We start from the raw sequence: 23,559 nt of genomic DNA on the forward strand, positions 1-23,559 counted from the left end.
ATGCACCAACCCGACTGGCGGGTCAAAAACCCTTTGCAAAATATATTTTTTGAACTCATCCTCCAATTTGGAGGAGAAGTACAAATTATGGACGAGTCGGAATTCAAGAATCTGATGGCCAGCGTACCTGCACCTGTCACCGTCGTGACGTCGGTAGACAGGGGCGCCCCGGTTGGAGCGACAGTGTCATCCTTCGCATCGCTGTCGCTTGAGCCGAAGCTGGTCTCGATCGGATTGATCGAAGGCAGCAGGATCCTCGCGACCCTGCGAACCAACAGGCGCTTTGCGATCAACCTGCTGTCGCATTCACAAGCCGACCTTGCGCTGCAGTTTGCCAGCCGGGAGCCGGACCGCTTCGCGCAGGTGAACTGGGTCTGGCACAATGGTTTGCCCCGGTTGAATGGCATCGCCAGTTATCTGGAATGCTGCATCGAAAGCGACATTCAGGCCGGAGATCACGCGATGATCTTTTGCCGCGTTCTGGCCTGTCAGACCCATGAAACACCGCCGCTTGTCTATACGGCCCGCAAGTTCGGCACGCATTCCAAGTTGATCGCCGACCGCACCAGAAGCGTTAGCGATGCAATCGAAGCGTGCTCGCGCTGACTTCGGGCCAAGTTTTCACATCATTTCATCAGGGAGGAACTAAGATGAATACACATACCCAACCCATTACGGCCGATGACGACATCGGGGGGCTGATCGAACGGATCCGCGCGTTACAGCCGATGATCCGCGATCATTCGGCTCAGGGCGAGCAGGACCGGCGCTTGCCCGAGCCCGTGTTTCAGGCACTGCAAGAGGCCGGGGCTTTCAAGCTGGGCGTGCCCAAACGCTACGGCGGCTATGAAGGCGGCATGAAAGACTTCCTGGATGTCAGCAGCGTCGTGGGCGAAGCCGACGGTGGTGCGGCGTGGGTCGTGACCCTGATCAACATCTGTAATTTCTTCACCGCCACCATGCCGGTGGCCACGCAGGACAAGGTCTTTGGCGCGAACCCGAACGCGACCGTATCGGGCGTGCTTAGCCCTACGGCGCAAAGCAAAAAGGTCGACGGCGGATACCGGATCACCGGCAAGTGGTTCTACAACTCAGGCGGCTGGCACACGGATTGGGCGCTGATGGGCGTTCCGATCACCGATGAAGACGGCAATATGATCGATCAGGGCGTCGCGCTGATGCCAAGCGACCAACTGACCAAAGAGGATACGTGGTTCGTCGCAGGGATGAGCGCGTCGGGCAGCATCTGCATGATCGCCGACGACGTCTTTGTTCCCGACGAGAATGTGATGTCAGTTTCGGCAGGGTTGCAGGGACAGATCGCGTCGGAAGAAGCCGACACCGAATGGGTGTACCGTGGGGCGATGGCCCCGGTCTTTGCGCTGGTTCTGGTGGGCCCGCAGCTTGGTCTGGGCCGCGCGGCGGTGGATTTCGTGAAGTCGAAGGCGGCACACAAGCCAATTTCCTACACCTTCTTCCCGAACCAGGCAGCCTCCACCGGGTTCCAGCTGCAACTCGCCGAAGCGGCCATGATGATCGAAACGGCGCATCTGCACGCCTATCGCTGTGCTGCCGATATCGACGCCGCGGCAAAGGAAGGGCGGTATCCCAATCTGGAAGAACGGACCCGCATGCGGGCCGATGTCGGGCTCGTCGCGGACAAGGTCACCCGGGCAATCGATATTCTCCTGTCGGCTCATGGCGCAGGCAGTTTTGCTCAGGTTTCCCCGCTTCAACGCATATGGAGGGATTCAAACGTCGCAGCGCGTCACGCGGTGGTCGGACCACAGATCGCCTATGAAAGCTATGGCAAGGCGTTGCTGGGGATTGAAGAGCAGATTACGCCACTTCTCTGACCTCTGGGGTGTCCCTCTGATTTGCATCTAAAGAGGGACACCTGAACTTTCTGTACGTGTCGGAATAGACGGGGCCAGATTTTGCGGAGCTTTCGCGCAACGCGGCGCAGACCCCGTCGTTATGCGCAAGGCCAATAATGATCCACGGCCCTGCCCCTGATCGGATTGATCACGGCATGGTGCAACTGATCTGACCCGTCGCAGACTATTCCGGGTTGGCGCGATCATACTCCGCGCGGGCGCGCTTCAGATCTGTCTGGTGGCTCAGCGCCCAAAGGCCAAGTTCTTGAACAGGTTTAAATAAGGAATGTCCCAAATCGGTCAGCGCATATTCCACACGCGGAGGCACCTCTGGGTAGATGGTCCTGATGACTAACCCCTCACGTTCCAATTTGCGCAGGGTGAGGGTCAGCATCCGTTGAGTGATGCTACCGATCTTTCGTTTGAGTTCATTAAAGCGGCAGGGACCAGCGGACAGATACATGACGATAAGCATCGACCATTTATCGCCGACCAGTGACAGCGTGGCCGCGATGTCTTCGCAGGGGTAGTTGTGCAAGATCTCGTGCACATCAAACGGCGGTATCATTTTTGTGCCTTCTTGCACCGTATTCCAGTTCCCTATTTATACCAAGGCACCAATACATACCACCATGTTGGGTATGTGACAACGCACACATGGTTTCAGAAAAGGGGCACTTCGTGACGCAACACATTATCATCGTCGGCGGCGGTTATGCGGGGTCCAACATCGCGCATGCCTTGGACAAGATCGCAAAGGTCACACTGATCGAACCAAGAGAGGCCTTCGTTCATAACGTGGCCGCCATGCGGGCGCTGGTCTCGCCCGAACTGCTGGATCAGATCATAATTCCCTATGACTGGCTTTTGACAAACGGTGAGATTATTCGCGCGCGCGCCAGCCGTATCGAAGAAGGTCGGGTGACGCTGGAGGACGGGCGCATCATTGACGGGGATATCGTTATCGCCGCGACAGGATCGACTTACGCGCAGCCCTTCAAGCCGACATCGCCGTCAATGACCGACTTCAGGGCACAGCAACAGGCCACGCATACCGCGCTGCAGGCGGCAAAAACAGTTGCGATCATCGGGGCCGGGCCTGTCGGGGTAGAACTGGCAGCCGAAATTGCCAGCCGACATCCGATGAAAAAGGTAACGCTCTACGCCGGATCCGATACAGTGGTGCCGGGCGTTTCAAACAAGCTGTCTTCGGCGCTGCACAAACAGATTTTGGAAATGGGCATCGATCTGCGACTTGGCGTCATGACCAGCGATCTGGAGCACACGGACAAGCCTTACTCAGGCACGTTTATGGCCAACGGGAAAAGCGTAGCTGCCGATCTGGTCGTGCCGGTTTTTGGCGCCGTGCCGGTTCTGCCGCCCTTGGATGGGACCGCGGCCCCATCAGGCCGTCTGAAGGTCGATGGGTGGATGCGGCCTGAAGGCTATATGAAAGTGTTTTCCTTTGGTGACGCAGCCGAGAGTGGCGACCCCATGACGATCATTGCAGTTCGTCGACAGATGAATTGGCTCGTCAAGGCGTTGACCGCAATGCTTAAGGGAACCGATCTTGAATCCATCGCCCCGTACAAAGCCGCCGAGAAACCATTTCTCTTGGTGCCGCTTGGACAATCCTCCGGATCAAGCGTCTTTCCGTTCAGCCGATCTGGTTGGGTGGTCGGGCCTTGGTTGACGCAGAAGATCAAGGGGAAGGACTTGTTCATCGAAAAGACCCGCAAGGAAATGGGGTACTGATGGATTGGCCGATCCGGCGGTGACATGCCGGATCTGGAACAAGTTTCCGACTGACCGGCGCAGGGCCGGTCAGCCGGGCAAACTCAGGCGCCGCGGCGCCACGGGATCACGAGGTATTCTAACCAGACGATCAGGTAGAATAGGGTGACCCCCATGGCCGATAGAACCACGATCGCGGCAAAGGTCGCCTCCATCTCCAACTGGCCCGCCATGAACTGCGACATGTAGCCAAGGCCGCCCTGTCCGGCGATCAGTTCCCCCACGACCGCGCCAATGGTGGCGAGTGTGATCGACAGCTTGAGCCCGGCGAAAATGCTGGGCAGCGCGGTCGGAAGCCGGACCTTCCAGAAAATCCGGAAGGCATTGCCGCCCATGACCCGGCCCAGCTTGATCAGGTTCTGATCGATCGAGGTCAGGCCAAGCACCGTGTTGATGACCATCGGAAAGACCGCAACCAGCATGGCAAGAAACGAACTGGTGGTTGACCCGAACCCGATCCAGACCAGCAGCAGCGGCGCAAGGGCCACCTTGGGAACGGAGTTGCCGATCACCAGCACCGGATAGACGATGCGCGACAGGATCCGCGAAAACGCCAGCGCGATGCCAAGCGACGTGCCGACGATGACCGCAAGCGCATAGCCGGTGAGGATTTCACGCAGCGTGATTAGCGCGTTCTTCCCAAGCTGGGGTGCGCGTTCGATCATTTCGGCGAAGACCGCACCAGGGGAGGGGAGGAGCAGGTTCGAGATATCGAACACGATGACCGACACATGCCAGACCGTCAGGATGATGATGAACCCGACAAGCCCCCAGAGCTTGTCCAGGTGTTCCGTCAGATTGCGCATCGGACGCGCGGGTGCCGCCGCAGTGGTCGTTGTTTCGGTCGTGGTCATCATGCCCCTTCCAGGCGGAATGCGCCTTCGTCTTCCAGAACGGCGCGGGCCTTGCGCACGTAGGGATCGAAATGGGATTCACCGCGCGGCCATTCCTTGCGCGGCTGCGGGATAGGTACGGCGATGTCGGCCGCGATCCGGCCCGGACGCGGCGACATGACGATCACCCGATCACCGAGGAACACAGCTTCTTCGATCGAATGAGTCACGAAGATCACCGTGATCTGTTCGTCAGCCGCCAACCGGCTAAGATCGAGCGTCATCTGTTCACGCGTGATTGCATCAAGCGCGCCGAAAGGTTCGTCCATCAGCAAGATGGAGGGTTTGTGCACAAGCGCCCGGCAGATCGCCACACGCTGGCGCATGCCGCCGGATAGCTGCGACGGCAGGCTGTCGTGGAACTTGCCCAGCCCGACCCTGTCAAGCAGTTCGCGGGCATGGTCGATATGAGGTGTCGTGCTTTCGCCCCGCATCTCGATTTGAAGCAGGACGTTGTCCAGCGCGCTGCGCCATTCAAGCAGCAGGTCGCTTTGAAACACGACGCCGGAGCGGGTGTTGGGGCCGGTTAGCGCCGCGCCCTCGACGGTGACGGCGCCGGTCGTGGGCGCCTCCAATCCCGCGACGATGGAGAGCAGGGTGCTCTTGCCGCAGCCGGACGGACCAAGAAGGCTGACAAATTCGCCCTTCGCGACCGAAAGGTTAATCGTGTCCAGCGCCTGCACCCCCCCGGACTTGCCGGGGAAGTGTTTGGATACGTTATCAAGGGTTATCGTGGCCAACGTATGTCTCCTGGCTGTCGCCCTGGGGTTCACTCGCACTTCGCGGTGATTTCGATGGCATCGGATCCCTCGAAGAACCGGTTGGTGGACATCTGGTCGGCCGAAACGGCGTTTTCGATGATCCCGGTTTCGACAAAGAGGTCGAGCGCCGTTTGCAGGTTCTCCACCGGCAGGAAGCCGCGCGATTTGCCTTTCTGCTCGTCCGTGCAGGCAAAGACGTCATAGGCGGCATAGTAGTTCTTGACGAAATCAAGGTCCGCGCCCTGCATCCATTCGGAAGTGATTTTCGCAGCTTCGTCCATGTTGTTCGCCACGTCGGCATAGCCGCGATAAGCCGCCTTGAGGAAAGCGCGGACCTGTTCGGGATGTTCGTCCAGCGCGGTCTGGGTCGTCGCGAAGACATAGCCCGGATCGGTCACGCCGTTTTCCGACAGCAGGAACAGGTTAAATTCGCGGCGGTCCTTGATGATACCCTTGCCGAACGGGACGGTGGTGATGACTGAATCCACCTTGCCTTCGGCGAAAGTATTCACCATGGCCGACAATTGCGGCACGAGGATGTATTCGTTGCTGTCGGGGTCCGCGCCGGATTTGCCGATCACATAGCGCACGATCTTTTCAAGCGTCGAGAATGGCACGGCGATCTGCTTGTCGGTCAGGCCCGCCACCTCAGTGATCGACTTGTCGGCAAACAGGCCCGAGGGGTTTTCGCCATAGCGGCTGCCGACCATGACAACCTCTTGACCCTTTGAGGCGCCCTGCATCACGCTTGATCCCTGGGACGAAGCGATGAAAGCCGAGCCGGAGATCAGCGCGTTAACCGCATCCTGCGAGGATTTGCCGGGAATGATTTCAAGATCGATGCCTTCTTCGGTGAAGTACCCTTTCTCGTAGGCGTAGAAGATCGGCAGTTCGAGCGCGGAGGGCGCGAAGTGCAGCTGGTATTTCACCTTAGGCAGGTCTTCAGCTTGCGAAGTCAGGGTGCTCGCGAAAACCGCAGTCGTCGCCAGCAGGGCTAGTGTCGTCTTTCTGATTTGGTGTTTCATCTTTCCTCCCTTTGCCGCCCGTATTGCGGGCCAGCTATTGCTTCGTCGCTGTGTCGACGAATCCGTAATCGCGTTCTGCCGCTTCGGGCGTGATGTAACCGGCGGTCAGGTCCGCCCTGATCCGGTCGGGTGAGCGTTGGGACGGATCACCACACCCGCCGCCGCCAGCCGTGAAAAGCCGCATGCAGTCGCCGGGCTCAAGCACCACCAGACCCTTGGTCATCTTCTGCGGCTCCTGCCCCTCGCGTTCGATGACCGCATAGCCCGGTTCGGCGGGCTTGCCGCCGTTCGCGCCCCAAGGCGGGCAGGTGGTGCGTTCGATGCTGATGTTCAGCTTGGTGCGTTCCAGCACGCGCACGACCTTTTCCGTCCCCAGCCCACCGCGAAACGTCCCGGCGCCGCCGGAGTCGGGACGCAGGCTCATCTGTTCAATGCGGTGCGGGAACAATGCCTCCTGCACCTCGGCGGGGACATTCAGCGTGTCACCGTGCGCCATCGTCTTGTAGGGGCCGCCGCCGTCGCTGTGGCTGGTCGCGCCCCAACCGCCAAGACCGGTGTCGAGGTGCTGATAGCCTTCATCATCACCCCGCCCTTCAGCAAAGAAAAGGTGTGACGAAAAACTGCTGTGATGCCCGGCCGCGGCCTGATCCGGATTGGCCTTGGCAAAGGCCTGAATGATGGCGTCGATGACCGTAGGCAGGGGCGCGCTGTACTTGCCCATGGCGGCGTTCGCGCTGGCGCTTAGAAACTTGCCATCCGGGATCTCGACCGTGAGGGCGCGGAAATTGCCATCATTGGCTGGCTCGCGCGGGGTGGTCATGTATTTATAGGCGATCCGGGCCGCGGTGATCGCACCGCCCAGACGGCCCGAGTTGAGCGGCCCTTCGACCTGATCCGCGACGCCCGACAGATCGACCGTGACGTCTTCGCCCGCCACCCGGACCACCACGTCGACCGGGATCTTTTTGCCCCGGTTAAGCCCGTCGTCATCCAGATGCGCGCTGGCGGAATAGACCCCGTCGGGGATCGCTCGGACAGCGGAACGGGCGGCCTGATCGGTCTTGTCCCATGCGGTTTCGATGGCGCCCTGAACGGCCGGGCGGCCATAGCGCTTCAACATCTGCTCGAACTTGTCCCGACCCAGCAGGCAGCCAGTCAGCTGTGCCTCCAGATCGCCCAGTACCGCGCCGGGAAAGCGCGTGTTGTATTGGATGATGCGATAGATTTCCTCGTTCTTCTCACCCTTGTTCCACAGCTTGATGCTGCGGTACTGGATACCTTCCTGATAGATCTCGGTGCTGTCGTTGGCGGTGCAAGAGCCCACCATCTTGCCGCCCAAGTCGATCCAGTGGACAAGCACCACCATGAACCCGGCCAAATCCTGCCCGGCCTCGTCGGAATAGACCGGTGTATAGAGCGACACGTTGTTCAGGTGCTGCCCAAGCGTGCCGGCATGGTTCGACATGATGACGTCGCCGCGATGAATGTTCTCGCGCCCGTAGATTGCCAGACCGTCACGCACCGCCGTGCCAAGCGCGTCTGTCACGAAGATCGGGATCGACCCGCTGCCCTGCGCGATCAGGCGGCCATCAGGATCGACCAACCCGCAAGCGAAGTCCTTGTATTCGTAGACCAGCGGGCTGTGCGCCGTGCGGGTGATATTGGTCGAGATTTCGTCGGTAATCGACTGCAGCCCATGGCTGATAATCTCGGCCGTGATCGGATCGACGGCTGCCGCGTCGAGAGTTTCGGATTTCAGGGCAAGCGACATCAGGCGTCTCCCATCAGGGTCTGCGAACAATCGATGCGGATTTCGCCAAGCGCGCCGATTTCGAAACTATCGCCCGGTCCAATCAATGTGGTGGAGCCGTACTCCTCGACGATGGCGGGGCCTTTGGCGGCGAAGCCCACGGGCAGGTCACCGCGCTTGTATACATGCGCTTCGACCGGGTGCGTCTGGTCGCCCATATGGACCATGCGGCGGCCCGCCTCGGGTGTCGCGTCGTCGGGCAGGTCGCCCTTGAGCGATGCGATCGGTGGGGCAGGGGTGCGGCCATGGACGCTGCAGTGGATGCCGACCAACTGGATCGCTGCGGTTTCATCGACCCGGCCATAACGGCGGCGATAGGCGTCGTAGAAGCGCTCTTCCAGCACGCCGAGCGGTTCGATGTCGTCCGCATCCACGGGGATGCGGAGCGAGTGGCTTTGCCCCTTGAAGCGCAGTTCAAGCTGGCGGCTGACCCTGAGTTCGGCATCGCCGACCTCTTCTACCAGTTCACTGCGTGCTTCTTCTTCCATCGCGGCGTATTGCCCGGCGGCGTCCTTCAGCGCGTCGGTGTCAAATGCGCGCACAGTCGTCTGGCTCACGTCGCGACGCGCGTCTGCCAGAAGCATGCCGATGGCCGAGTAGTTGCCGGGTTCCGGCGGGACGATCACCACGGGAATGCGCAGTTCGCGCGCAAGGAGCGAGCCGTGCAACGGACCGCTGCCGCCGTAGACGAAAAGCGAGAAATCGCGCGGATCAAGCCCGCGTTCCACGGTGACCTGCTTGATCACGCTGGTCATTTCCGCGACCGCGAAGCCGATGATCCCCTTGGCCGCGTCCGTGACGGCATTCGCCCCGGCAAAGCCGAGCGGGTCGGAGATGTCGTTCACGATGGCCCGGCGCGCGGCCTCTTTATCAAGCTGCAGCTTGCCGTTGAGGAAAGTGTCGTGGCCGACCCGGCCCAGAACGAGGTTCGCATCTAGCACGGTCGGCTTGGTCCCGCCCTTGCCAAAGGCGGCGGGTCCGGGGGTGGATCCCGCACTCAGCGGGCCGACCTTGAGCCGGTTTTGCGGGTCGAGCCAAGCGATGGAGCCACCACCGGCACCGACCTCCACAATGTCGATGACGCCGCTGCGGATCGGGAAGCCGTCCTCGTAGCCACCGATGTAGTAGGGAGAGCGAGTTTCCAGTTCTCCCTTCTCGATCACGGCGGCCTTGGCGGTGGTTCCGCCCATGTCGAAGGCGATCAGGTTCGGGATATCGAGGGCCGAGGCATAGACGCTGGCCCCGATGCAGCCGCCGACCGGTCCGGATTCAACCAGTGTCACTGGTTCGCGCCGCGCCCGGTCCAACGAAAGGACGCCGCCGTTCGATCCCATCAGGTAGAAAGAGCGCTTGAACCCAAGCGCCGCCAGATCGTCACGGCAGCTGCGGACGTACCGTGCCAGTTTGGGTCCGACGAAGGCATTGGCGACCGCGGTTGAGGTGCGTTCGTATTCATACCATTCGCGCGACAGTTCGGCCCCCATGGTGACAAACACCTCGGGCATTCTGGACCGCAGGATCTCGGTCACCTGCGCTTCGTGGTCCGGGTTCAGGTAGGAATTGACCAGCGACACGGCGATCGCATCGACGTCCAGCGTCAGAAGGTGATCTGCCAGCGCCTCGACCTCTGCCGTGTCAATCGGCGCGATTTCCTGACCGCGTCCGTCGATCCGGCCCGAAACCTCGAACCGCAGATGCCGCGGTACAAGCGGTTCGTGACGCCGATAATCGAGCTTGAAGGGCGAGGGCCGGTTGCCGCGCCCGATCTCGATCACATCGCGGAACCCGGTTGAACTGACCGAGGCGATGCGCGCCCCGTCACGCTGCAGCAGCGCGTTGATGACAAGTGTCGTGCCATGCTTGACCAGATCGGTGCGCGAAAAGGGGATTTCTGCGTCTTCGGCGCAATTGATGATGCCTTGGATCAGGTTGTCATAGGTCGTCAGACTTTTCGCATAGACGACGCGGCCCGTGTCCTGATCATGGCCGACCAGATCGGTGAAGGTGCCGCCAGTATCGGCTGCAAGGATGATCGACATTACGACAATCCTCCGACCGGGCGCTGGCCATGAAGATCGGCCTCTCCGTTTGCCATCAGGTATTCGCGCATTGGCCAGGCGTTCGACATTTCGGTCGCGGCGTCATTTAGAAGGGGCATCATTTCAGCGATATATTCCTCGGTCAGACGGAAGTTCGGACCGGCCATGCCAATGGCGCCCACGACCTTTCCTTCCGGATCAGACGGGGCAGAGAACGGAACCGCGCAGGCATTCAGGCCAAGCGAGCTTTCTTCTAGGCTCAGGCCGTATCCGCGCTCCCGGGTGAGCCGGAGTTTTTCGAGGATCTCGGGATAAGTGCTGGCCGTGTTCGGGGTAAAGGTCGCGTCTGGCGTGCCAAAGCCGGTTTTGCCGAGGATGCGGATCGCCTCGTGTTCATCAAGCGAAGCCAACCAAGCCATCCCGGTCGCGGTACCGTGCAGCGGCACGTTGCGACCACGGGCAGGCGTGTATTGAAGACCTTCCTTCTTGCCCTGCGCCCAAGCTGCGAAGACGATCTTTTCACCTGTCACGACCCCAAGCTGCACCAACTCTCCAACCTCGTCGGCATAGCGCTGCAGGATAGGCTGGCAGACATCGACCAGCCCTGTGGACTGAAGATAGCGAAAGCCAAGCGATGGCAGACGCATTGTGATCCGCAGACGCTCGTCGACTGGCGAACGCTCAAGATAGCCTGCTGCGATCATGGTGTTCACTAGCGGATGCACGGACCCTTTCGGCAAGCCAAGTCGCTTGCACAGGATGCCGAAGGGTAGGCCATTCGGTTCGTCAGCCAGGATCTCGATGACCAGAATTGCGCGTTCAAGGACTGCCATATGCCTCTTCCAAAACTTTGTTCGAAATCGAACACTGTTTGAATATTTGTCGAATCGATTTGAGTCAAGAGGGTTGCCGGGATGGGACCCATAGACCCCGCGCCTCGCGAAACGGGGCTGCTCAAAATCGTAAGCATCTGTTTATAAATGGATAAACGAACAGCGACCGGACCCGGTCGCGTTTTCTGAGCAAAATAGGGCGCGGCTGTCCAATAGGCTGCGCCGGGCCAAGCGACGTTCAGAACGCGCGTGTAGGATGACAAATGCTTCCCGCGCAGAGCGCGCCACGCGCGTGGGACAGCGGCGTTCAGAAAGTGAAGCGCCGCCCTTTCGCAAAGGCCACCGCCATCGGGTTGCGCAATCCCAGTGCCCGGACGATCAGGTCTTAGTTCGCGCGATCGGCAATGTGGATCGCGCCCGGTCTCGGGATTGCAAATCGGACTGCAGCACGACCGAGAGGCGTTGCTGTGTTGCGTAAATATGTTCGCGCATCAGTGACTCGGCCCGTGAGGCCTGACCGCGTTTGATCGCATCAAAAATTGGCAAATGTTCCGCATGGGCAAGACGCATACCGAACAAACCGTCTTCTTCGCGTTTGATCGAAAACAGGTAGTTGGTCGGGGACACCAGCGGCATGCGCGACAGGTATGCGGTTACCTTGTTCAGCGCCGGACGCCCGGCTGCATTGACGATGGTGGTGTGGAAGGTCTCATTGGCTGCGGTGAATTTGGGCAGCATGTCCGTCACCGCGACACCGCTGGCAAATGTGTCTTCGCAGGCCGCCAGACAATCCGCGAGAGCCTTGATGGATGTCCGGGAAAACTGCCCTTCTTCGATCGCGACCCGGACCGCATGACTTTCCAGCGCGCCACGCACGTCATAGGCGGACAGCACGTCGTCGATGGTGAACTCGGCAACGGTGAAGCCACGGTTGGGGTGGCCAATCACCAAGCCGTCTGCTTCCAGAATGCTAAGCGCGACCCGGACCGGGGTACGCGACACGTCCAGCGTTTCCGCCAGTTCGCGTTCCCGGATGCGCGAATTGGGTGGCAATTCACCGGTGACGATCATCTCACGTAAATGCTGAGCGACCAGTTCGACATGCGTTGAAGGGGACTGGCCCTTTGCAACCTGTTCTGCGTCGTCAGCGATCATGTGCTTCCCCTTTTTCGACGTGCGGCGGGCCGCGTTTTGGTTGGCCGGGCGGCACGGCAAATTTTCTCGGCCGCCCAAGCGATCAATTTCCCGGTGCTATCTCTACCCGCAATCCATCCAAAGCAGGAGTCACATTAATCTGGCACGACAGGCGGGAATTCGATTTGCGCGAAGATGCGTCGTCCAGAAGCATGTCTTCTTCTTCAGACATCTCACCGACCCGGGACAGATCGCCATCGTCTATAAAGACGTGGCACGTGGCACAGGACATGCCGCCGCCGCACAATGCCAGCACTTCCCCCGGCGCGATGACCTGAATGTTTTCCATCAGTGACTGATCGTCCTTTGCCTCGAAGGTCTGTGATTTTCCGTCACGTGTGGTCAGTCGAATTTGGGTCATGGGTCAGAGTCCGTTCTTTGTCGTGTCGCAAGAATGTTGGTGCCTCGGCAGGCAATGACCGCCGAAGGAAATGAGTATCGGTGTTTGGAGGAGGTGACCGGACGACTGGCCCGGTCACCTGTCTTGTCGCGGGTTATTCCGCTGGCTGCGCCTCGGGTTGGGCGGGCCGCGGTTTCGCCGCCGCCTGCTCTTCCGCGATTTTACGCTCCATCAGGCGACGGCACCGCGTGCCGGCATAGTCGCTGGAGAGATAAAGCGGCTTGAGCGAGAAGAATTCTTGCCCGTCCATGTATTTCTGGCATTCCGCGATCATCGGTTCGTCTTCGTTGACGAAGGCGTGGTTGATGACCTTCCGCGTGAGTTCATTGATCTCAGCGTCGAAGGGTTTCGCCGTCTCACCACGGGTGTGGATCCAGAAGTAATGGGTCGAAGTCTCGTTCTCGGGCGTGATCAGATGCGCGTTCTGGCTGCGGCACCCAAGTGCAGGATCCGTTCCGGTGACAGAGCTCGACACATAATGCCGCAATACGCCGGGGAAAATCCATTGGATGGCCGACCGGAAATCGCCACGCTCGTGTTCGAAGAACAGGCCCTGTCCCTTAGTCGTCAAGCTGTCCGGCATTTCGGCGCTGACCTTGATCCAATCATCACCTTCTTCATTGGTGACCAGACGTTTGGTCTTGGCCGGTGCCAAGGTGCCTGCGTGGATGTATTGCGCGTGGCTAAGGTCCAACAGGTTGTCCAGCACCAGCCTGTAATCGACGCCCATCTGGATGTGGCCGTGCACCGCCTCGAAATCGTCATAGTAGAACAGCTCAAGATCAGGGATCAGGCTGGGATCCGCCTTCTCGGGGTCGCCAGGCCAGAGCCAGATCACGCGATCGCGTTCTTCTGTCGGATAGACCTTCACCCGCGCCGCGCCGGGGATCCGGCCGTCGCCATGCGGGTTATGTGAACAGATGCCGTCCTTGATGCCGAATTTCAGCCCGTGATAGGGGCAAACCACTGCATCTTCTTCACGATCGCCCTGATGCAGCGGGGCGAACCGGTGCGGGCACCGGTCATTTATTGCACGCACACTTCCCGAGGAATCGCGGGTCATCAGAACGCGTTCGCCGACGATCTGACGACCTAGGAAGGCTTCGGTAATTTCATCGGCATGGGCGGCGACATACCAGGCGTTCATTGCAAAGGGCATTTGAGTTCTCCTTTAAGTTCGGACAGCCACAGCCAGACCAGTGTGGCAAAGTCGGCGATCGTGGTTTGAATGTCAGGCGTGTCGCGCGCAGCGCGCCACGATCACACGGAAAGATGCATTCGGCGCCGGGCGCCGAATACTTCAGGCATTACTTCTGAGCGTCTGCCAGTGCGGCGAGATAGGCGTCATAAATCGCCTGCCCGTTGGGTGTCTCGGCAATCCAGTTGTCGATAACCGGCTGCAGAGCCGCATCCCATTTCGCCTGTTCTTCGGCAGAGGGCTTTGTGAAGGTCCGGTTGGTGTCCTCTTTGGCCTTGCTCAGGAAGATGTCGATGTACTTGTCGAACTCGTCACCCCATAGCTTCGAGAACGCCGCGCCGGAATTGTCGTCGATCGCTTTCTTCAATTCGGGAGACAGGCCTTCATAGGCAGACTTATTCATGATCACCATCAGCGGAGACGTCCCCATGTTGACGTCCAGATGATAAGTCGTCGACTTGGACACGCCGAAGATGGTCGCGGCGACCCATTCGTTGACGGTACCGTCGACCAGGCCACGGGACAGCGATTCCGCCAGATTGGTGACGGTAATCCCGCCGATGGGCGTACCACCGATGGCGTCGATCGATGACAGAAGGGCAGGGCCAGCGCCCCGCAGCTTGAGACCTTTGACGTCGTCGAGCGTTTCGACTTTCTTATCGGTCGTGTGCAGCCAGGTCGGGGCACCCGTGAAGAAGCCAAGAATTTTGACGTTGTCGGCCGTATTGGCTCCGATCAGCCCATCCTCGACCAACTTCGCTCCGGCCAGCCCACCGGCCGTTGCACTGGGGACAAGACCCGGCAGTTCAACAACGGTTGCGGCCGGGAACGTACCCGGCGTGTAGCCCGGAACGATATAGCCGATTTGGGCGACGCCATCGCGTACCATGTCATAATGCGTGGCCGGATCACGGCCCAAGGTGCCCGCTGGGAAAAGCTCGATCTCAAGCTCGCCGCCGGACGATTCTTTGACGCGGTCTGCCCAGACCTGAAGCACGTCCTTATACAGGAACGACGGGGCCGGCAGGCTGGTCGTCATCCGCATCTTGGTTTCTGCCGATGCACCTTGTACGCCTGCGAATAGCGACAGTGCCGTAGCAGCAATCGCAAAACCAGTTTTCAACTTAAAATTCATGATCATTTTTCCTCCCTGATCAAATCTCGGTTCAAATTCGGCTAAGCGGCACGCGTCCTCCCCGCGGTTGCCGGCTCAGCCCTTACAGCTTCAGGTCTTGTGGCCTAAATGAAGTCAGGCCTCTTTCCTGATCATCTGAATTGCACGCGGCTCGAGGCGCAGGCCGAGAGAACGGCCAAGAGCTTTTTCCAGAATTTCTGTCGGATCATCTGCCCCGTCAGACTGCCGCCAGACGACGTGCCCGTCCGGACGAACAAGAACCGCACCGCGCGGCGTCAGCCCGTACAGCGATAACCAGTCCCCGGTGTCTTGCAGCGCCCCGTCAGGTCCGACCAGATAGGCATCGCCGGGGATACCGTTGGCCGCAGTGATGTCTTGGAACGCCTCGACCCAGGGTCCGCCGTCCGATCCTGCAAGAAGCACGAAGCGGTCATAACGGAATAGATCGACGGAGTTCACGCGATCTGAACCTCGCGCAAACCAGACCGCAGGGGCCCGATGACCGGGGCGCGCGACCGGATCATAATCCATCACGGTGGTCTCGGGGGCAGGGGTGCCATCTGGCGTGATCAGATCTGATGCATAGGCGTAGGCGAATGTCTGGCCGAGATTTTCGAAATGTTCGCGCTGTGACGGGATCGCCGCCGCCATACGCGCCCGAATGTCGGCACCTTCGGGCGTTTCCAACAACTGCGCCGCGGCTTCATCGTTCTTCAACATGCCCGCCAGGCCGTTTTTAGCCATCTTTTCGGCATTGTGCCGGCTTTGTTCGACATTGAAGGTGCAGACCGGCAGGCGTTCTTCTTCGTAGCTATCCAGTATCGATGGATCCGCTTGGCCCTTCAGCACATAGCTTAGTTTCCACGCCAGATTCTGCGCATCGCCGATGCCCGTGTTCATCCCAATCCCGCCGGTCGGCGGCAATGGATGCACGGCGTCACCGGCAAGGAAGATGCGGTCTTTGCGCATCGTTGACGCGACACGCGCCTGCATCCGCCACGGCAGGATACTTTGGATCTCCAGTTCGATGTCGTCGTTTCCGATAGCATCGCGGAGGATTTTCAGGCAGCGCTCCGACGTGAAATCCTCGGGCTTTTCGTTTTCCGAATAGGCAAAATTATAGGTCCATTTGTGACGGCCATCGAGCGCGATGATGACGCCGATTGTCCGGGCATTATAGATCCACCACAGAAGAAATGGTTCGTCTTCAATGTATTCCCAAAGGTCCGCTTTGAAGTAGATGCCGATCTGCCGCCCCATGGACTGACCCGACATGGTGATGCCCAAAGACTCGCGCACTGCACTGCGGCCGCCATCGGCGGCGATCACGTATTCGGCCTTTGTGGCGCCGGTGTTCCCGTCGGAATCCGTCCAGTTCAAAGTAACCTGATCCGCATCCTGCGTGACCTCGGTCACCTCAACGCCAAAGCGGAAATCCACGGAAGGATACTGCCGCGCATGGTCCAGCACGATCGGTTCGATCACATCCTGCGCGCAGGACCGCTTGATCGAGGGGCTGACGGTACGTTCCCATTCATCCCTTGCCGGGTCATAGCCGCGGGTGGCCAGAGTCCCGATCCGTTCCCCGGCGAGGGTGACGCAAAAGCCAACACCGGCATGACGGTTCAGCGGGATCGACGCCTCTTCGATCTTGGACGTGACACCGAACTGACGAAACATCTCCATGGAGCGACCGTTCAGAACTGTGGCTCTTGGATGCGGGTTGGTGGTCGGAGCCCGTTCGAACAAGGTACAGGGGATGCCCTGACTTCCTAGGAATAATGCGGCACTCAACCCCGTTGGTCCGGCGCCGATTATGGCAACCCTAGTCTCAGTCAAATTCAACGTCAGCTCCTCCCCAGGGCACGCGTCGGAAATTACGGAAAGCCTGTTTAAATCTCCAAAGACCGTCAATCATTTTACACATGCCGCATCGCAGCAATCTGATTTTGACTGATGGCGCCTGACTGAATTATTTCGAAGATCAAATATTTTATCTCAAGAAAACAAATATTTAGATCAAATTTTCAACGCGCAACACTGTCGATGAGGCAGAAAACTTTTTCACCTTCCGTGCCGCGAAAGAGCCGGAAAAGCTCATATTTGGAATGCCAAAAACGCCAAAATGGCCCGAATCATCGCGGAAGTTTTGGGGTTGATCGCCATTTGGCATGCTAAACGGCGCAGGTCGGCACAGCTGGACCGATAACGGCAACTCTGGCGGTATGGGCAAGACCAAGGTTTGACGGTCATCTGAACCCAGTCGGTCGGCCTAGATCTGGATGACCCCAAGAGCCTATCCAAGAGACAGCCGGCCCCCGCGCCGCTCATCGCGAATGATGTCTTTTCGAAGCGATGGTTACCCGATTGCGCAGATAGAACGTCCTAAGACGACTTTCCAAAATTGAACTTCCAGTTCAGTTTAGAAATAGGGTGGTGATGACGTCGCAGGCCCGAGCTGTGGAAAAGTTAGATACTGCTGCCGTAATCCCCCCAGGCGAAAATGGGGGAATTACCAGTCGACAGGACCTTACTGCTTGGAACGCCAGTTGGACCGATCGTTCCAGCTCGGAGTATGGGACTCGAGAGCGATCTATTGAAAAAGTTACTTCACCCTTAGGATTCTGTTGCTCCCAAGGCAAAACTGTTTGTTCAGTCGCTATGGCGTTACGATCGCGAACCCCGGGTCGCTCTGGTCGTGCAGGCTAAGCCAATGGCGAAAGGCGGCGGCGTCACCTTTGACCGATACGTCCTCGTCTGAAGCTGCATCCAGATCAAGGTCCCCGCCCAATAGACGGTCAAGCACGGATTGCGTCGCCGTGACTGTCGCAACCGCCGCGTCCGACTGCGCGCCGATCCGCGCGAATTCTGCTTGACGACCCACGAAGACCACGGCTTCGACTGATCCCATCTGGATATTGATGCAAAAGTCCTCTCCCTTGGCGCGTTCCGGATTGAGGCGTGCGGCTATGCTGTCGAACCAGTCTTCAGGTTGCAGCATGGAGCTTAGGTCGGTATTCCGATGTCGCTTCGCCAGGCGAGGATTTACGCCATTTTCCAGCTCATGCGCACCCATAAGATAAACGTTGCGCATGATCCCGCTTTCGCAGCGGTAGCCCTGATGACGATAGACTTCCGCCAGCAACGCCGTTCCCGTGCCATCGTCCTGACCAGAGAAGACCAAGTGGTTCAACAGCGTGGCAGCCCATTGCAGCTTGTCATCAGCGATCGCCTTCTCCGCCAGTGTGCATACGGCTGCGGCCCCACCGAGTGCGTCGGTCATGTTTGCACCCAGTTCTTCCGGCGGCAAAGGATCGAGGTTCACTGGCACGCCGTCGAAAAATCCGAAATACCGCTGATAGACCGCTCGGGCGTTAAAGGTCAGAGTGCCGTAATACCCCCGCGCATGGAACGTGTCCGATAACCAGTCAGGCTCTGAAAGCAGGGCCGCGATTTCGTTCGGGGTATGTCCGAGGTTGGCCAGTCGCAGGGCTTGGTCGTGGGTGTATTTGTAGATGTCTCGCTGTTCGATGAGGTAGCGCGTTAGTTCTACGTTGCCGAAGGTCGGCCAGTTATGGACGTTGATCACGATTTCCGCGTCGTCGGCGAACATCTCGATCGCCTTGTCGATGGTCCGCGCCCAAAGCCTTCCGTCCCGCACCTCGGCGCCTCGAGGGGGCAGAAGGTTGTGGAAAGTGCGGTTACAGACTTCGGCCATACAGAGCACGCGATGATCGGGCAAATAGAAGGCGAACTCGGCCGGGGCTTCTGTTCCGCTTGCCATTAGAAACGTGAAGCGCACACCGTCGATCACACGCGCTTCGCCGGTCTGCGCGATGTGCTGCGTCGGCGTGGCAAAGGTCGCACGACCGCGCGCAAGAGTTTTGCCGATGCCGCCGTCGACCATCCCTTCAGGGCCCAACGGGAGAAGGCCGCCAAATTGGTAGATCGACCGACGCAGCATCGGCACACCCCCGAGGACGCCTTCGGATGCGACGGCCTCCTCGAAACCCTCAGGAACGTAAATCGGCGGCGTGTCAGAGGTGTCGGCGATGACGCCTTGCAGACCGCCGTAATGGTCTGCATGGGAATGCGTGACCAAAATGGCGCTTACGGGACGGTCGCCCAAGTGATCGCACACCAGCTTTAGCGCAGCGGCGGAGGTTTCCGCCACCGACAAAGGGTCGATGACGATCCAGCCCGTGTCACCCCGGATAATTGTCATGTTGGCATAATCGGCGGCCCTGACCTGCCAGACGCCATCAGTCACTTCGAAAAGCCCTGAAATTGCGTTCAGCTGCGCATGGCGCCAAAGGGACGGGTTGACCGTGGTGGGACAGTCCTCTTGCAGGAAGGCCCAGTCGGCGATGTCCCATGACTTGGAGCCTGTCCCGGTCTTGATCCCGCCCTCTGGCAGTGCAGCTATGAAACCGCGGCGGGCCGCTTCGAAATCCGCCTGATCGCCAAGCGGGAGACGCTTTGCAACGCCTGCGTTTTCCTCGCGCGTTTTCTCATGCAGCTTTGTGGTAATCGACTCGGTCATTGTGCTGGTCCTTGGTCCGTCAGGTGTTTTCTGGCTTTCGCGCATAGGCTACGTGGCGCCAGATCGTCCGGGCCAACGTGAAGGCGGCCAGTCCGAAGATGACCAAGGCGATCGGACGATCGATCAGATAGCCGATCTCGCCATCCGCCAAGATGACGGTTTGCCGGAACGCCAGCTCGAAGCTTGGGCCAAGGACGAAGCCGATGATGAAGGTGACGAAGGAGAACTCCAGCGCCCGCATCAGGTAGCCGATTACCGCAAAGCCCACGACCAGCGGCAGGCCAAAGGTGCCCGAGGTCAGGAAGGCGCCGGTCAGGCACACAAGGCCGATAGTGGGAAAGACGACCATGGCGGGGGCGCGGGCGGCAAGGGCAAAGACCCTCAGGCCGAAATAGCCCAAAATCAGGTTCGTGCCGTTGGCAATCACCATGGCGGCGAACATGGCATAGACCAGCCGCCCCTGTTCGGTCATCAGATGCGGCCCCGGCTGGATGCCGTGCACGATGAAGGCGCCGAGGATTAGTGCGGCCGCCACGTTGCCGGGAATGCCAAGCGAGAGCAGCGGGATGAAATTCGCGCCGACGACGGACGAATTGGCGGCCTCGGTCGCGGCGACGCCTTCGATATTGCCCTTGCCGAAGGACTTGGGGTCCTTGGAGGCGCGGATGGCTGCGTTGTAGCCGATGAAGGCCGCTGCGCTGGACCCGATGCCGGGCAAAGCGCCGATCCCGGTGCCGATCGCGGCCGAGCGCAGGATGGTGCGAAGGGTGCCGCGATATTCGGCCCAGCTCAGGCGCTTGTCCTCGGGCCGTTCAGAGCTGAGGGGCAGGTGACTGTCGCCCGCCGCGCCACGCAGCATAACCAGCTGGCGCAGCACCTCGGCCATGGCCAGTACACCAATGCCGACGGCCGAAATGGGCAGGCCATCCATCAGGTCGGGCATGCCGAAGATGAACCGACTGGTGCCACCTTCGGGGTCTAGCCCGACGGTGGCCAGAAGCAGGCCGAGGAAGGCCGCGATCAGGCCCTTGAACATCGACCGGCCCACAAGACTGGCGATGATCGTCAGGGCGAAGACAATGACCGACAGCATTTCGGTCGGGCCCATCTTGATGGCGATCAGGGCCAGCGGCGCAGAGACGGCGAAGAGGACGAAATCTGACAGCGTGTCGCCGGTCACCGATGAAAACAGCGCCATTTTCAGGGCCTTCAGACCCTTGCCCTGTTTGGCCAGCGGGTGGCCGTCAAAGGCGGTCGCGGCTGCTTCGGGCGTGCCGGGGGTGTTCATCAAGATGGCCGAGACCGAGCCGCCGACAGTGCCGCCCTTGTTGATCGACACAAGGAAGGCCAGCGCGCCCACGGGTGTGAAATAATAGGTGAGCGGCACAGCAATGGCGATGGCGGTCAGGGCCGACAATCCGGGGATCGCCCCAAAGAACTGGCCGATGAAAACGCCCGAGACGATCAGAATTAGGGTCTGGGCGGTGAACGCGTCCGAGAAGGCAGTTATGACGATGTCTAGCATGGCTGCACCTGTATTGGCGGGCCCGATCAGGGCAGCGGGATGCCCAGCAGGATTTCGAAAAAGCTCCAGAGAAGGAGCGGCGGGCACACGGCGATGAGTAAGATCGCCCACCACGTCCGTTGCCCCATGAAGATGGTCAGCGCGCCGGTGATGAAGACGCCGCCGACAAGGTAACCGACCGTCAGCATCAGGGTGACCGTGACGGCGAACAGGGCCAGCACGACCACGGTCAGCAAAGTTACCTTGGGGTTGATCGGCGCCGGGCTTGTGCGGTCAGGTTCCAGAAAAAGCCGGTGCAGGCACATCATGGCGCCGAGCGCTCCGATCGCCCCGACCGCGACGCGCGGCATCAGATCAGGCGCAACGGTAACAAAGTCATTGGGTTCGACCCAAGCCGGAATGCCCCAGAGCCAGACCGCAAGGGCCAGCAGCGTTACGCCGGCCCCCACAAGTGCTTCGAAGATGCGCAGGGTCATCTGAGGTCTCAGTTACCAGCTGCGGCGATCAGCTTTTCGTAGTTCGCCGTGGAGTTCGCAACGTTTTCACGCAGTTCTTCCGGGGTCAGAACCGTGGATGGGAAGCCCATCTTGCCTTCGACCATAGAGACAACGTCAGCGTTTTTCGCCCCGCCCGAGAAAGCGTCGTAAAGTTTCTGGAAGACGTCTTCGGGGATGCCTTTGGGTGCGAAGAACAGGAAGTAGGTGTCGTCGCCGATATCGTAACCCGATTCCTTGAAGGTCGGCACGTCAGGCGAGCTGGCCAGACGATCATTGCCAGCCGCGACAAGTACTTTCACATCATCGCCGAACCGCTGGTGGATACCGGCGCTCCAGCCCATGTCAATGTGGCCACCCATCACGTCCTTCATGATTTCCGCGCCGCCTTTGGTCGGAACGATCTTCATCTCGTAGCCGTCCTGCGCGGCGACATAGCCCATCATCAAATTCACCGCAGGAGAAGACGACCCGAACGAGACCTTCTGTCCGCCCTTACCTGCAGCAACCACGTCTTCCCACGTGTTGAAGGGTGAATCCTTGCCCGTCACGACGGCGTTCTGAAGCTTTGCAGCCGAGGTCAGGTAATCGAAGGTGTCTGCATCGTATTTGACACTGTCCGAGGCCAGCGGGGCGTAGGAAAACGTCGACGTCACCGCCATACCGATGGTGTAGCCATCGGGTTCCGCGTTCATCAGCTTGGTTGCCGCGACAACGCCGCCACCGCCGGGCACGTTTTCGATGACAACGGGCTGGCCAAGCGCCGCTTCGGCTTCTTTGCCGATCAGACGGGCCAACGTGTCAGTTCCGCCGCCTGCGCCGAAGCCGACCAGAATGGTCACTGGTTTTTCAGGAAACTCGGCCAAAGCCGGCGTAGCCAGCAGACCAAGGGTCAGCGCGGTTGCGACATGGCGCAATGCGCCTGTGAATTTCGATTGGGTCATTTCTTGCCTCCTCCTTGCAAGTCCGGATCAGGGTAGGGCGGAGTTGCTGCAATACCAAAATACAGCTTCGCAATGCCAGCTATACGATCACGCTATAGCCAGCTATCGTCATGCAGCGCAACGTCGCTGGCGGGCCACCGGCCATCGTTGACCACTTCGCGCAGGACTTCGACCAGAATCTGACGGACGGCACGGACCGCGGTCGTCATAGGGCGGTTACTGGGCCATGTCAGCGATATCGTGCGTTTCGCCTCTGGCTCTACGATCTTCCACGCGGCCAGTGCCTCCATGTTCCAACGACTGCCCAGAAGGGCCCAATTCATGATGGCATAGCCAAGACCGGCCTCTAGCAGCGAATACAGCACGTGCAGGCCGGTGATTTCGAAGCGCGTGTTCAGGCGCACCCCTTGCGATGCGGCGAGTTCCTCGACCGCGCGGCGCAGGACGACGCGTTTGTGGGTCTGGATCAGCGGATAGTCGGGCATTTTGCTGAGAGGCACCTCACCGATGCGGGGCGAGACCCCATCCCATTTCCCGACAAGATAGAGGTTTTCCTGAAATAGCGTGACGGATTCGAGATTTGGCAGATCGGCAGCATTCGGCACGAGGCCAAGATCGCCGCGGCCCGAGGACATGATATCACCACTCTCAAAGCTCAGCCCTTCAACGATTCGCAGGTTCACACGCGGCAATTCGCGCGCAACGCGTTCGTACAGAGGCGCGGACAGAAGATAGGCGGCGGTCAGGGGCAGGGCGACCATGACCTCTCCGCTAGGGGTGTCATCGCCGCCGCTGACATCTGCTGTGGCCGCCTCTAGTTGCCTAAGAATTGACTCGGCATGCTGGCCAAGCCGTATACCAGCCGAGGTGGGCGTGACCCCCTTGTTCGTTCGTTCGAACAGTTTCACGCCCAATTCGGCCTCGAGCGATGCGATATGGCCCGACAGCGCGGGCTGGGCGACGTTCAGTCGCCGGGACGCAGCCGAGAAGCCGCCTTCGCGCAGAACCGCATCGAAATACTGAAGCTGCCTTGAGTTCATGGTGGCTCCTCCCTCTTGCGATATCAAAACCGTATAGAGGCCAGACGCAAACTG

20 protein-coding genes are annotated in these 23,559 nt (G+C 59.7%); 3 read left to right on the forward strand and 17 right to left on the reverse strand.

The genetic code is table 11. From position 1 onward, the window contains the following. Together ACI3GR_RS15395 and ACI3GR_RS15400 are read left to right on the forward strand one after the other, a co-directional pair. Complete coding sequence (locus ACI3GR_RS15395; protein ID WP_407495757.1) at window positions 1-606, forward strand: flavin reductase family protein; 606 nt, start codon at window positions 1-3, stop codon at window positions 604-606. A gap of 44 nt (window positions 607-650) precedes the next feature. Beyond that, entirely contained in the window at window positions 651-1,856 is a 1,206-nt protein-coding gene (locus tag ACI3GR_RS15400) for an acyl-CoA dehydrogenase family protein (protein WP_407495758.1), read from the forward strand. 205 nt (window positions 1,857-2,061) lie between these two features. Here the strand turns inward: ACI3GR_RS15400 and ACI3GR_RS15405 are convergent, their stop codons facing one another. Continuing rightward, the gene (locus ACI3GR_RS15405) at window positions 2,062-2,445 is read right to left on the reverse strand and encodes a winged helix-turn-helix transcriptional regulator (protein WP_407495760.1); all 384 of its coding nucleotides are present in this window, start codon (window positions 2,443-2,445) and stop codon (window positions 2,062-2,064) included. A gap of 2 nt (window positions 2,446-2,447) precedes the next feature. On the opposite strand from ACI3GR_RS15405, the gene ACI3GR_RS15410 reads away from it, so the two are divergent. Then, window positions 2,448-3,632 (forward strand): NAD(P)/FAD-dependent oxidoreductase, encoded by a 1,185-nt coding sequence (locus tag ACI3GR_RS15410; protein WP_407495762.1) that lies wholly within the window; start codon window positions 2,448-2,450, stop codon window positions 3,630-3,632. 83 nt (window positions 3,633-3,715) lie between these two features. Here ACI3GR_RS15410 and ACI3GR_RS15415 read toward each other — a convergent pair whose 3' ends face one another. From ACI3GR_RS15415 to ACI3GR_RS15490, 16 genes are all read right to left on the reverse strand, one after another. Further along, the gene (locus ACI3GR_RS15415) at window positions 3,716-4,525 is read right to left on the reverse strand and encodes an ABC transporter permease (protein WP_407495763.1); all 810 of its coding nucleotides are present in this window, start codon (window positions 4,523-4,525) and stop codon (window positions 3,716-3,718) included. Continuing rightward, window positions 4,525-5,304 carry an ABC transporter ATP-binding protein gene (locus ACI3GR_RS15420; protein ID WP_407495765.1) on the reverse strand — a complete coding sequence of 260 codons (780 nt, stop codon included), beginning with the start codon at window positions 5,302-5,304 and terminating at the stop codon, window positions 4,525-4,527. Before ACI3GR_RS15420 ends, ACI3GR_RS15415 begins: the two co-directional genes overlap by 1 nt. A 29-nt stretch (window positions 5,305-5,333) precedes the next feature. Further along, window positions 5,334-6,350 carry an ABC transporter substrate-binding protein gene (locus ACI3GR_RS15425; RefSeq protein ID WP_407495767.1) on the reverse strand — a complete coding sequence of 339 codons (1,017 nt, stop codon included), beginning with the start codon at window positions 6,348-6,350 and terminating at the stop codon, window positions 5,334-5,336. A 34-nt stretch (window positions 6,351-6,384) separates the two neighbouring features. Further along, window positions 6,385-8,121, reverse strand: coding sequence for a hydantoinase B/oxoprolinase family protein (locus ACI3GR_RS15430; RefSeq protein ID WP_407495769.1), 1,737 nt, complete (start codon window positions 8,119-8,121; stop codon window positions 6,385-6,387). Then, entirely contained in the window at window positions 8,121-10,199 is a 2,079-nt protein-coding gene (locus ACI3GR_RS15435) for a hydantoinase/oxoprolinase family protein (RefSeq protein WP_407495770.1), read from the reverse strand. The genes ACI3GR_RS15430 and ACI3GR_RS15435 overlap by 1 nt, the downstream gene beginning before the upstream one ends. Then, on the reverse strand, window positions 10,199-11,032 hold the full coding sequence (locus ACI3GR_RS15440) for an IclR family transcriptional regulator (RefSeq protein WP_407495772.1): 834 nt from the start codon (window positions 11,030-11,032) through the stop codon (window positions 10,199-10,201). Before ACI3GR_RS15440 ends, ACI3GR_RS15435 begins: the two co-directional genes overlap by 1 nt. A 378-nt stretch (window positions 11,033-11,410) precedes the next feature. Next, window positions 11,411-12,187: a GntR family transcriptional regulator gene (locus ACI3GR_RS15445; RefSeq protein ID WP_407495773.1), complete on the reverse strand. Its 777-nt coding sequence runs from the start codon at window positions 12,185-12,187 to the stop codon at window positions 11,411-11,413. Between the two features lie 82 nt (window positions 12,188-12,269). After that, window positions 12,270-12,587 carry a 2Fe-2S iron-sulfur cluster-binding protein gene (locus ACI3GR_RS15450; protein WP_407495774.1) on the reverse strand — a complete coding sequence of 106 codons (318 nt, stop codon included), beginning with the start codon at window positions 12,585-12,587 and terminating at the stop codon, window positions 12,270-12,272. 133 nt (window positions 12,588-12,720) lie between these two features. After that, the gene (locus tag ACI3GR_RS15455; protein ID WP_407495776.1) at window positions 12,721-13,785 is read right to left on the reverse strand and encodes a Rieske 2Fe-2S domain-containing protein; all 1,065 of its coding nucleotides are present in this window, start codon (window positions 13,783-13,785) and stop codon (window positions 12,721-12,723) included. 148 nt (window positions 13,786-13,933) lie between these two features. Continuing rightward, on the reverse strand, window positions 13,934-14,959 hold the full coding sequence (locus ACI3GR_RS15460) for a TRAP transporter substrate-binding protein (RefSeq protein ID WP_407495778.1): 1,026 nt from the start codon (window positions 14,957-14,959) through the stop codon (window positions 13,934-13,936). A 114-nt stretch (window positions 14,960-15,073) separates the two neighbouring features. Next, window positions 15,074-16,873, reverse strand: a complete 1,800-nt coding sequence (locus ACI3GR_RS15465; protein ID WP_407495780.1) for an FAD-dependent monooxygenase — start codon at window positions 16,871-16,873, stop codon at window positions 15,074-15,076. 745 nt (window positions 16,874-17,618) lie between these two features. Next, window positions 17,619-19,502 (reverse strand): alkyl/aryl-sulfatase, encoded by a 1,884-nt coding sequence (locus ACI3GR_RS15470; protein WP_407495781.1) that lies wholly within the window; start codon window positions 19,500-19,502, stop codon window positions 17,619-17,621. 19 nt (window positions 19,503-19,521) lie between these two features. Continuing rightward, window positions 19,522-21,027, reverse strand: a complete 1,506-nt coding sequence (locus ACI3GR_RS15475) for a tripartite tricarboxylate transporter permease (protein ID WP_407495782.1) — start codon at window positions 21,025-21,027, stop codon at window positions 19,522-19,524. 26 nt (window positions 21,028-21,053) lie between these two features. Beyond that, entirely contained in the window at window positions 21,054-21,503 is a 450-nt protein-coding gene (locus ACI3GR_RS15480) for a tripartite tricarboxylate transporter TctB family protein (RefSeq protein WP_407495783.1), read from the reverse strand. Window positions 21,504-21,511: 8 nt separating this feature from the next. Next, on the reverse strand, window positions 21,512-22,465 hold the full coding sequence (locus ACI3GR_RS15485) for a Bug family tripartite tricarboxylate transporter substrate binding protein (protein ID WP_407495785.1): 954 nt from the start codon (window positions 22,463-22,465) through the stop codon (window positions 21,512-21,514). Window positions 22,466-22,557: 92 nt separating this feature from the next. Next, window positions 22,558-23,505 carry a LysR family transcriptional regulator gene (locus ACI3GR_RS15490; protein WP_407495788.1) on the reverse strand — a complete coding sequence of 316 codons (948 nt, stop codon included), beginning with the start codon at window positions 23,503-23,505 and terminating at the stop codon, window positions 22,558-22,560. Window positions 23,506-23,559: the final 54 nt, after the last annotated feature.

This window comes from Pseudooceanicola aestuariicola, assembly GCF_045763785.1.
Lineage (GTDB): Bacteria > Pseudomonadota > Alphaproteobacteria > Rhodobacterales > Rhodobacteraceae > Pseudooceanicola.

What these genes read in the sequence shown, in the direction of transcription:
- ACI3GR_RS15480 (WP_407495783.1), bottom strand. Translation starts at nt 21,503, where the DNA reads ATGACCCTGCGCATCTTCGAAGCACTTGTGGGGGCCGGCGTAACGCTG.
- ACI3GR_RS15425 (WP_407495767.1), bottom strand. Translation starts at nt 6,350, where the DNA reads ATGAAACACCAAATCAGAAAGACGACACTAGCCCTGCTGGCGACGACT.
- ACI3GR_RS15430 (WP_407495769.1), bottom strand. Translation starts at nt 8,121, where the DNA reads ATGTCGCTTGCCCTGAAATCCGAAACTCTCGACGCGGCAGCCGTCGAT.
- ACI3GR_RS15485 (WP_407495785.1), bottom strand. Translation starts at nt 22,465, where the DNA reads ATGACCCAATCGAAATTCACAGGCGCATTGCGCCATGTCGCAACCGCG.
- ACI3GR_RS15395 (WP_407495757.1), top strand. Translation starts at nt 1, where the DNA reads ATGCACCAACCCGACTGGCGGGTCAAAAACCCTTTGCAAAATATATTT.
- ACI3GR_RS15440 (WP_407495772.1), bottom strand. Translation starts at nt 11,032, where the DNA reads ATGGCAGTCCTTGAACGCGCAATTCTGGTCATCGAGATCCTGGCTGAC.
- ACI3GR_RS15490 (WP_407495788.1), bottom strand. Translation starts at nt 23,505, where the DNA reads ATGAACTCAAGGCAGCTTCAGTATTTCGATGCGGTTCTGCGCGAAGGC.
- ACI3GR_RS15445 (WP_407495773.1), bottom strand. Translation starts at nt 12,187, where the DNA reads ATGATCGCTGACGACGCAGAACAGGTTGCAAAGGGCCAGTCCCCTTCA.
- ACI3GR_RS15460 (WP_407495778.1), bottom strand. Translation starts at nt 14,959, where the DNA reads ATGAATTTTAAGTTGAAAACTGGTTTTGCGATTGCTGCTACGGCACTG.
- ACI3GR_RS15435 (WP_407495770.1), bottom strand. Translation starts at nt 10,199, where the DNA reads ATGTCGATCATCCTTGCAGCCGATACTGGCGGCACCTTCACCGATCTG.
- ACI3GR_RS15450 (WP_407495774.1), bottom strand. Translation starts at nt 12,587, where the DNA reads ATGACCCAAATTCGACTGACCACACGTGACGGAAAATCACAGACCTTC.
- ACI3GR_RS15470 (WP_407495781.1), bottom strand. Translation starts at nt 19,502, where the DNA reads ATGACCGAGTCGATTACCACAAAGCTGCATGAGAAAACGCGCGAGGAA.
- ACI3GR_RS15400 (WP_407495758.1), top strand. Translation starts at nt 651, where the DNA reads ATGAATACACATACCCAACCCATTACGGCCGATGACGACATCGGGGGG.
- ACI3GR_RS15455 (WP_407495776.1), bottom strand. Translation starts at nt 13,785, where the DNA reads ATGCCCTTTGCAATGAACGCCTGGTATGTCGCCGCCCATGCCGATGAA.
- ACI3GR_RS15475 (WP_407495782.1), bottom strand. Translation starts at nt 21,027, where the DNA reads ATGCTAGACATCGTCATAACTGCCTTCTCGGACGCGTTCACCGCCCAG.
- ACI3GR_RS15415 (WP_407495763.1), bottom strand. Translation starts at nt 4,525, where the DNA reads ATGACCACGACCGAAACAACGACCACTGCGGCGGCACCCGCGCGTCCG.
- ACI3GR_RS15405 (WP_407495760.1), bottom strand. Translation starts at nt 2,445, where the DNA reads ATGATACCGCCGTTTGATGTGCACGAGATCTTGCACAACTACCCCTGC.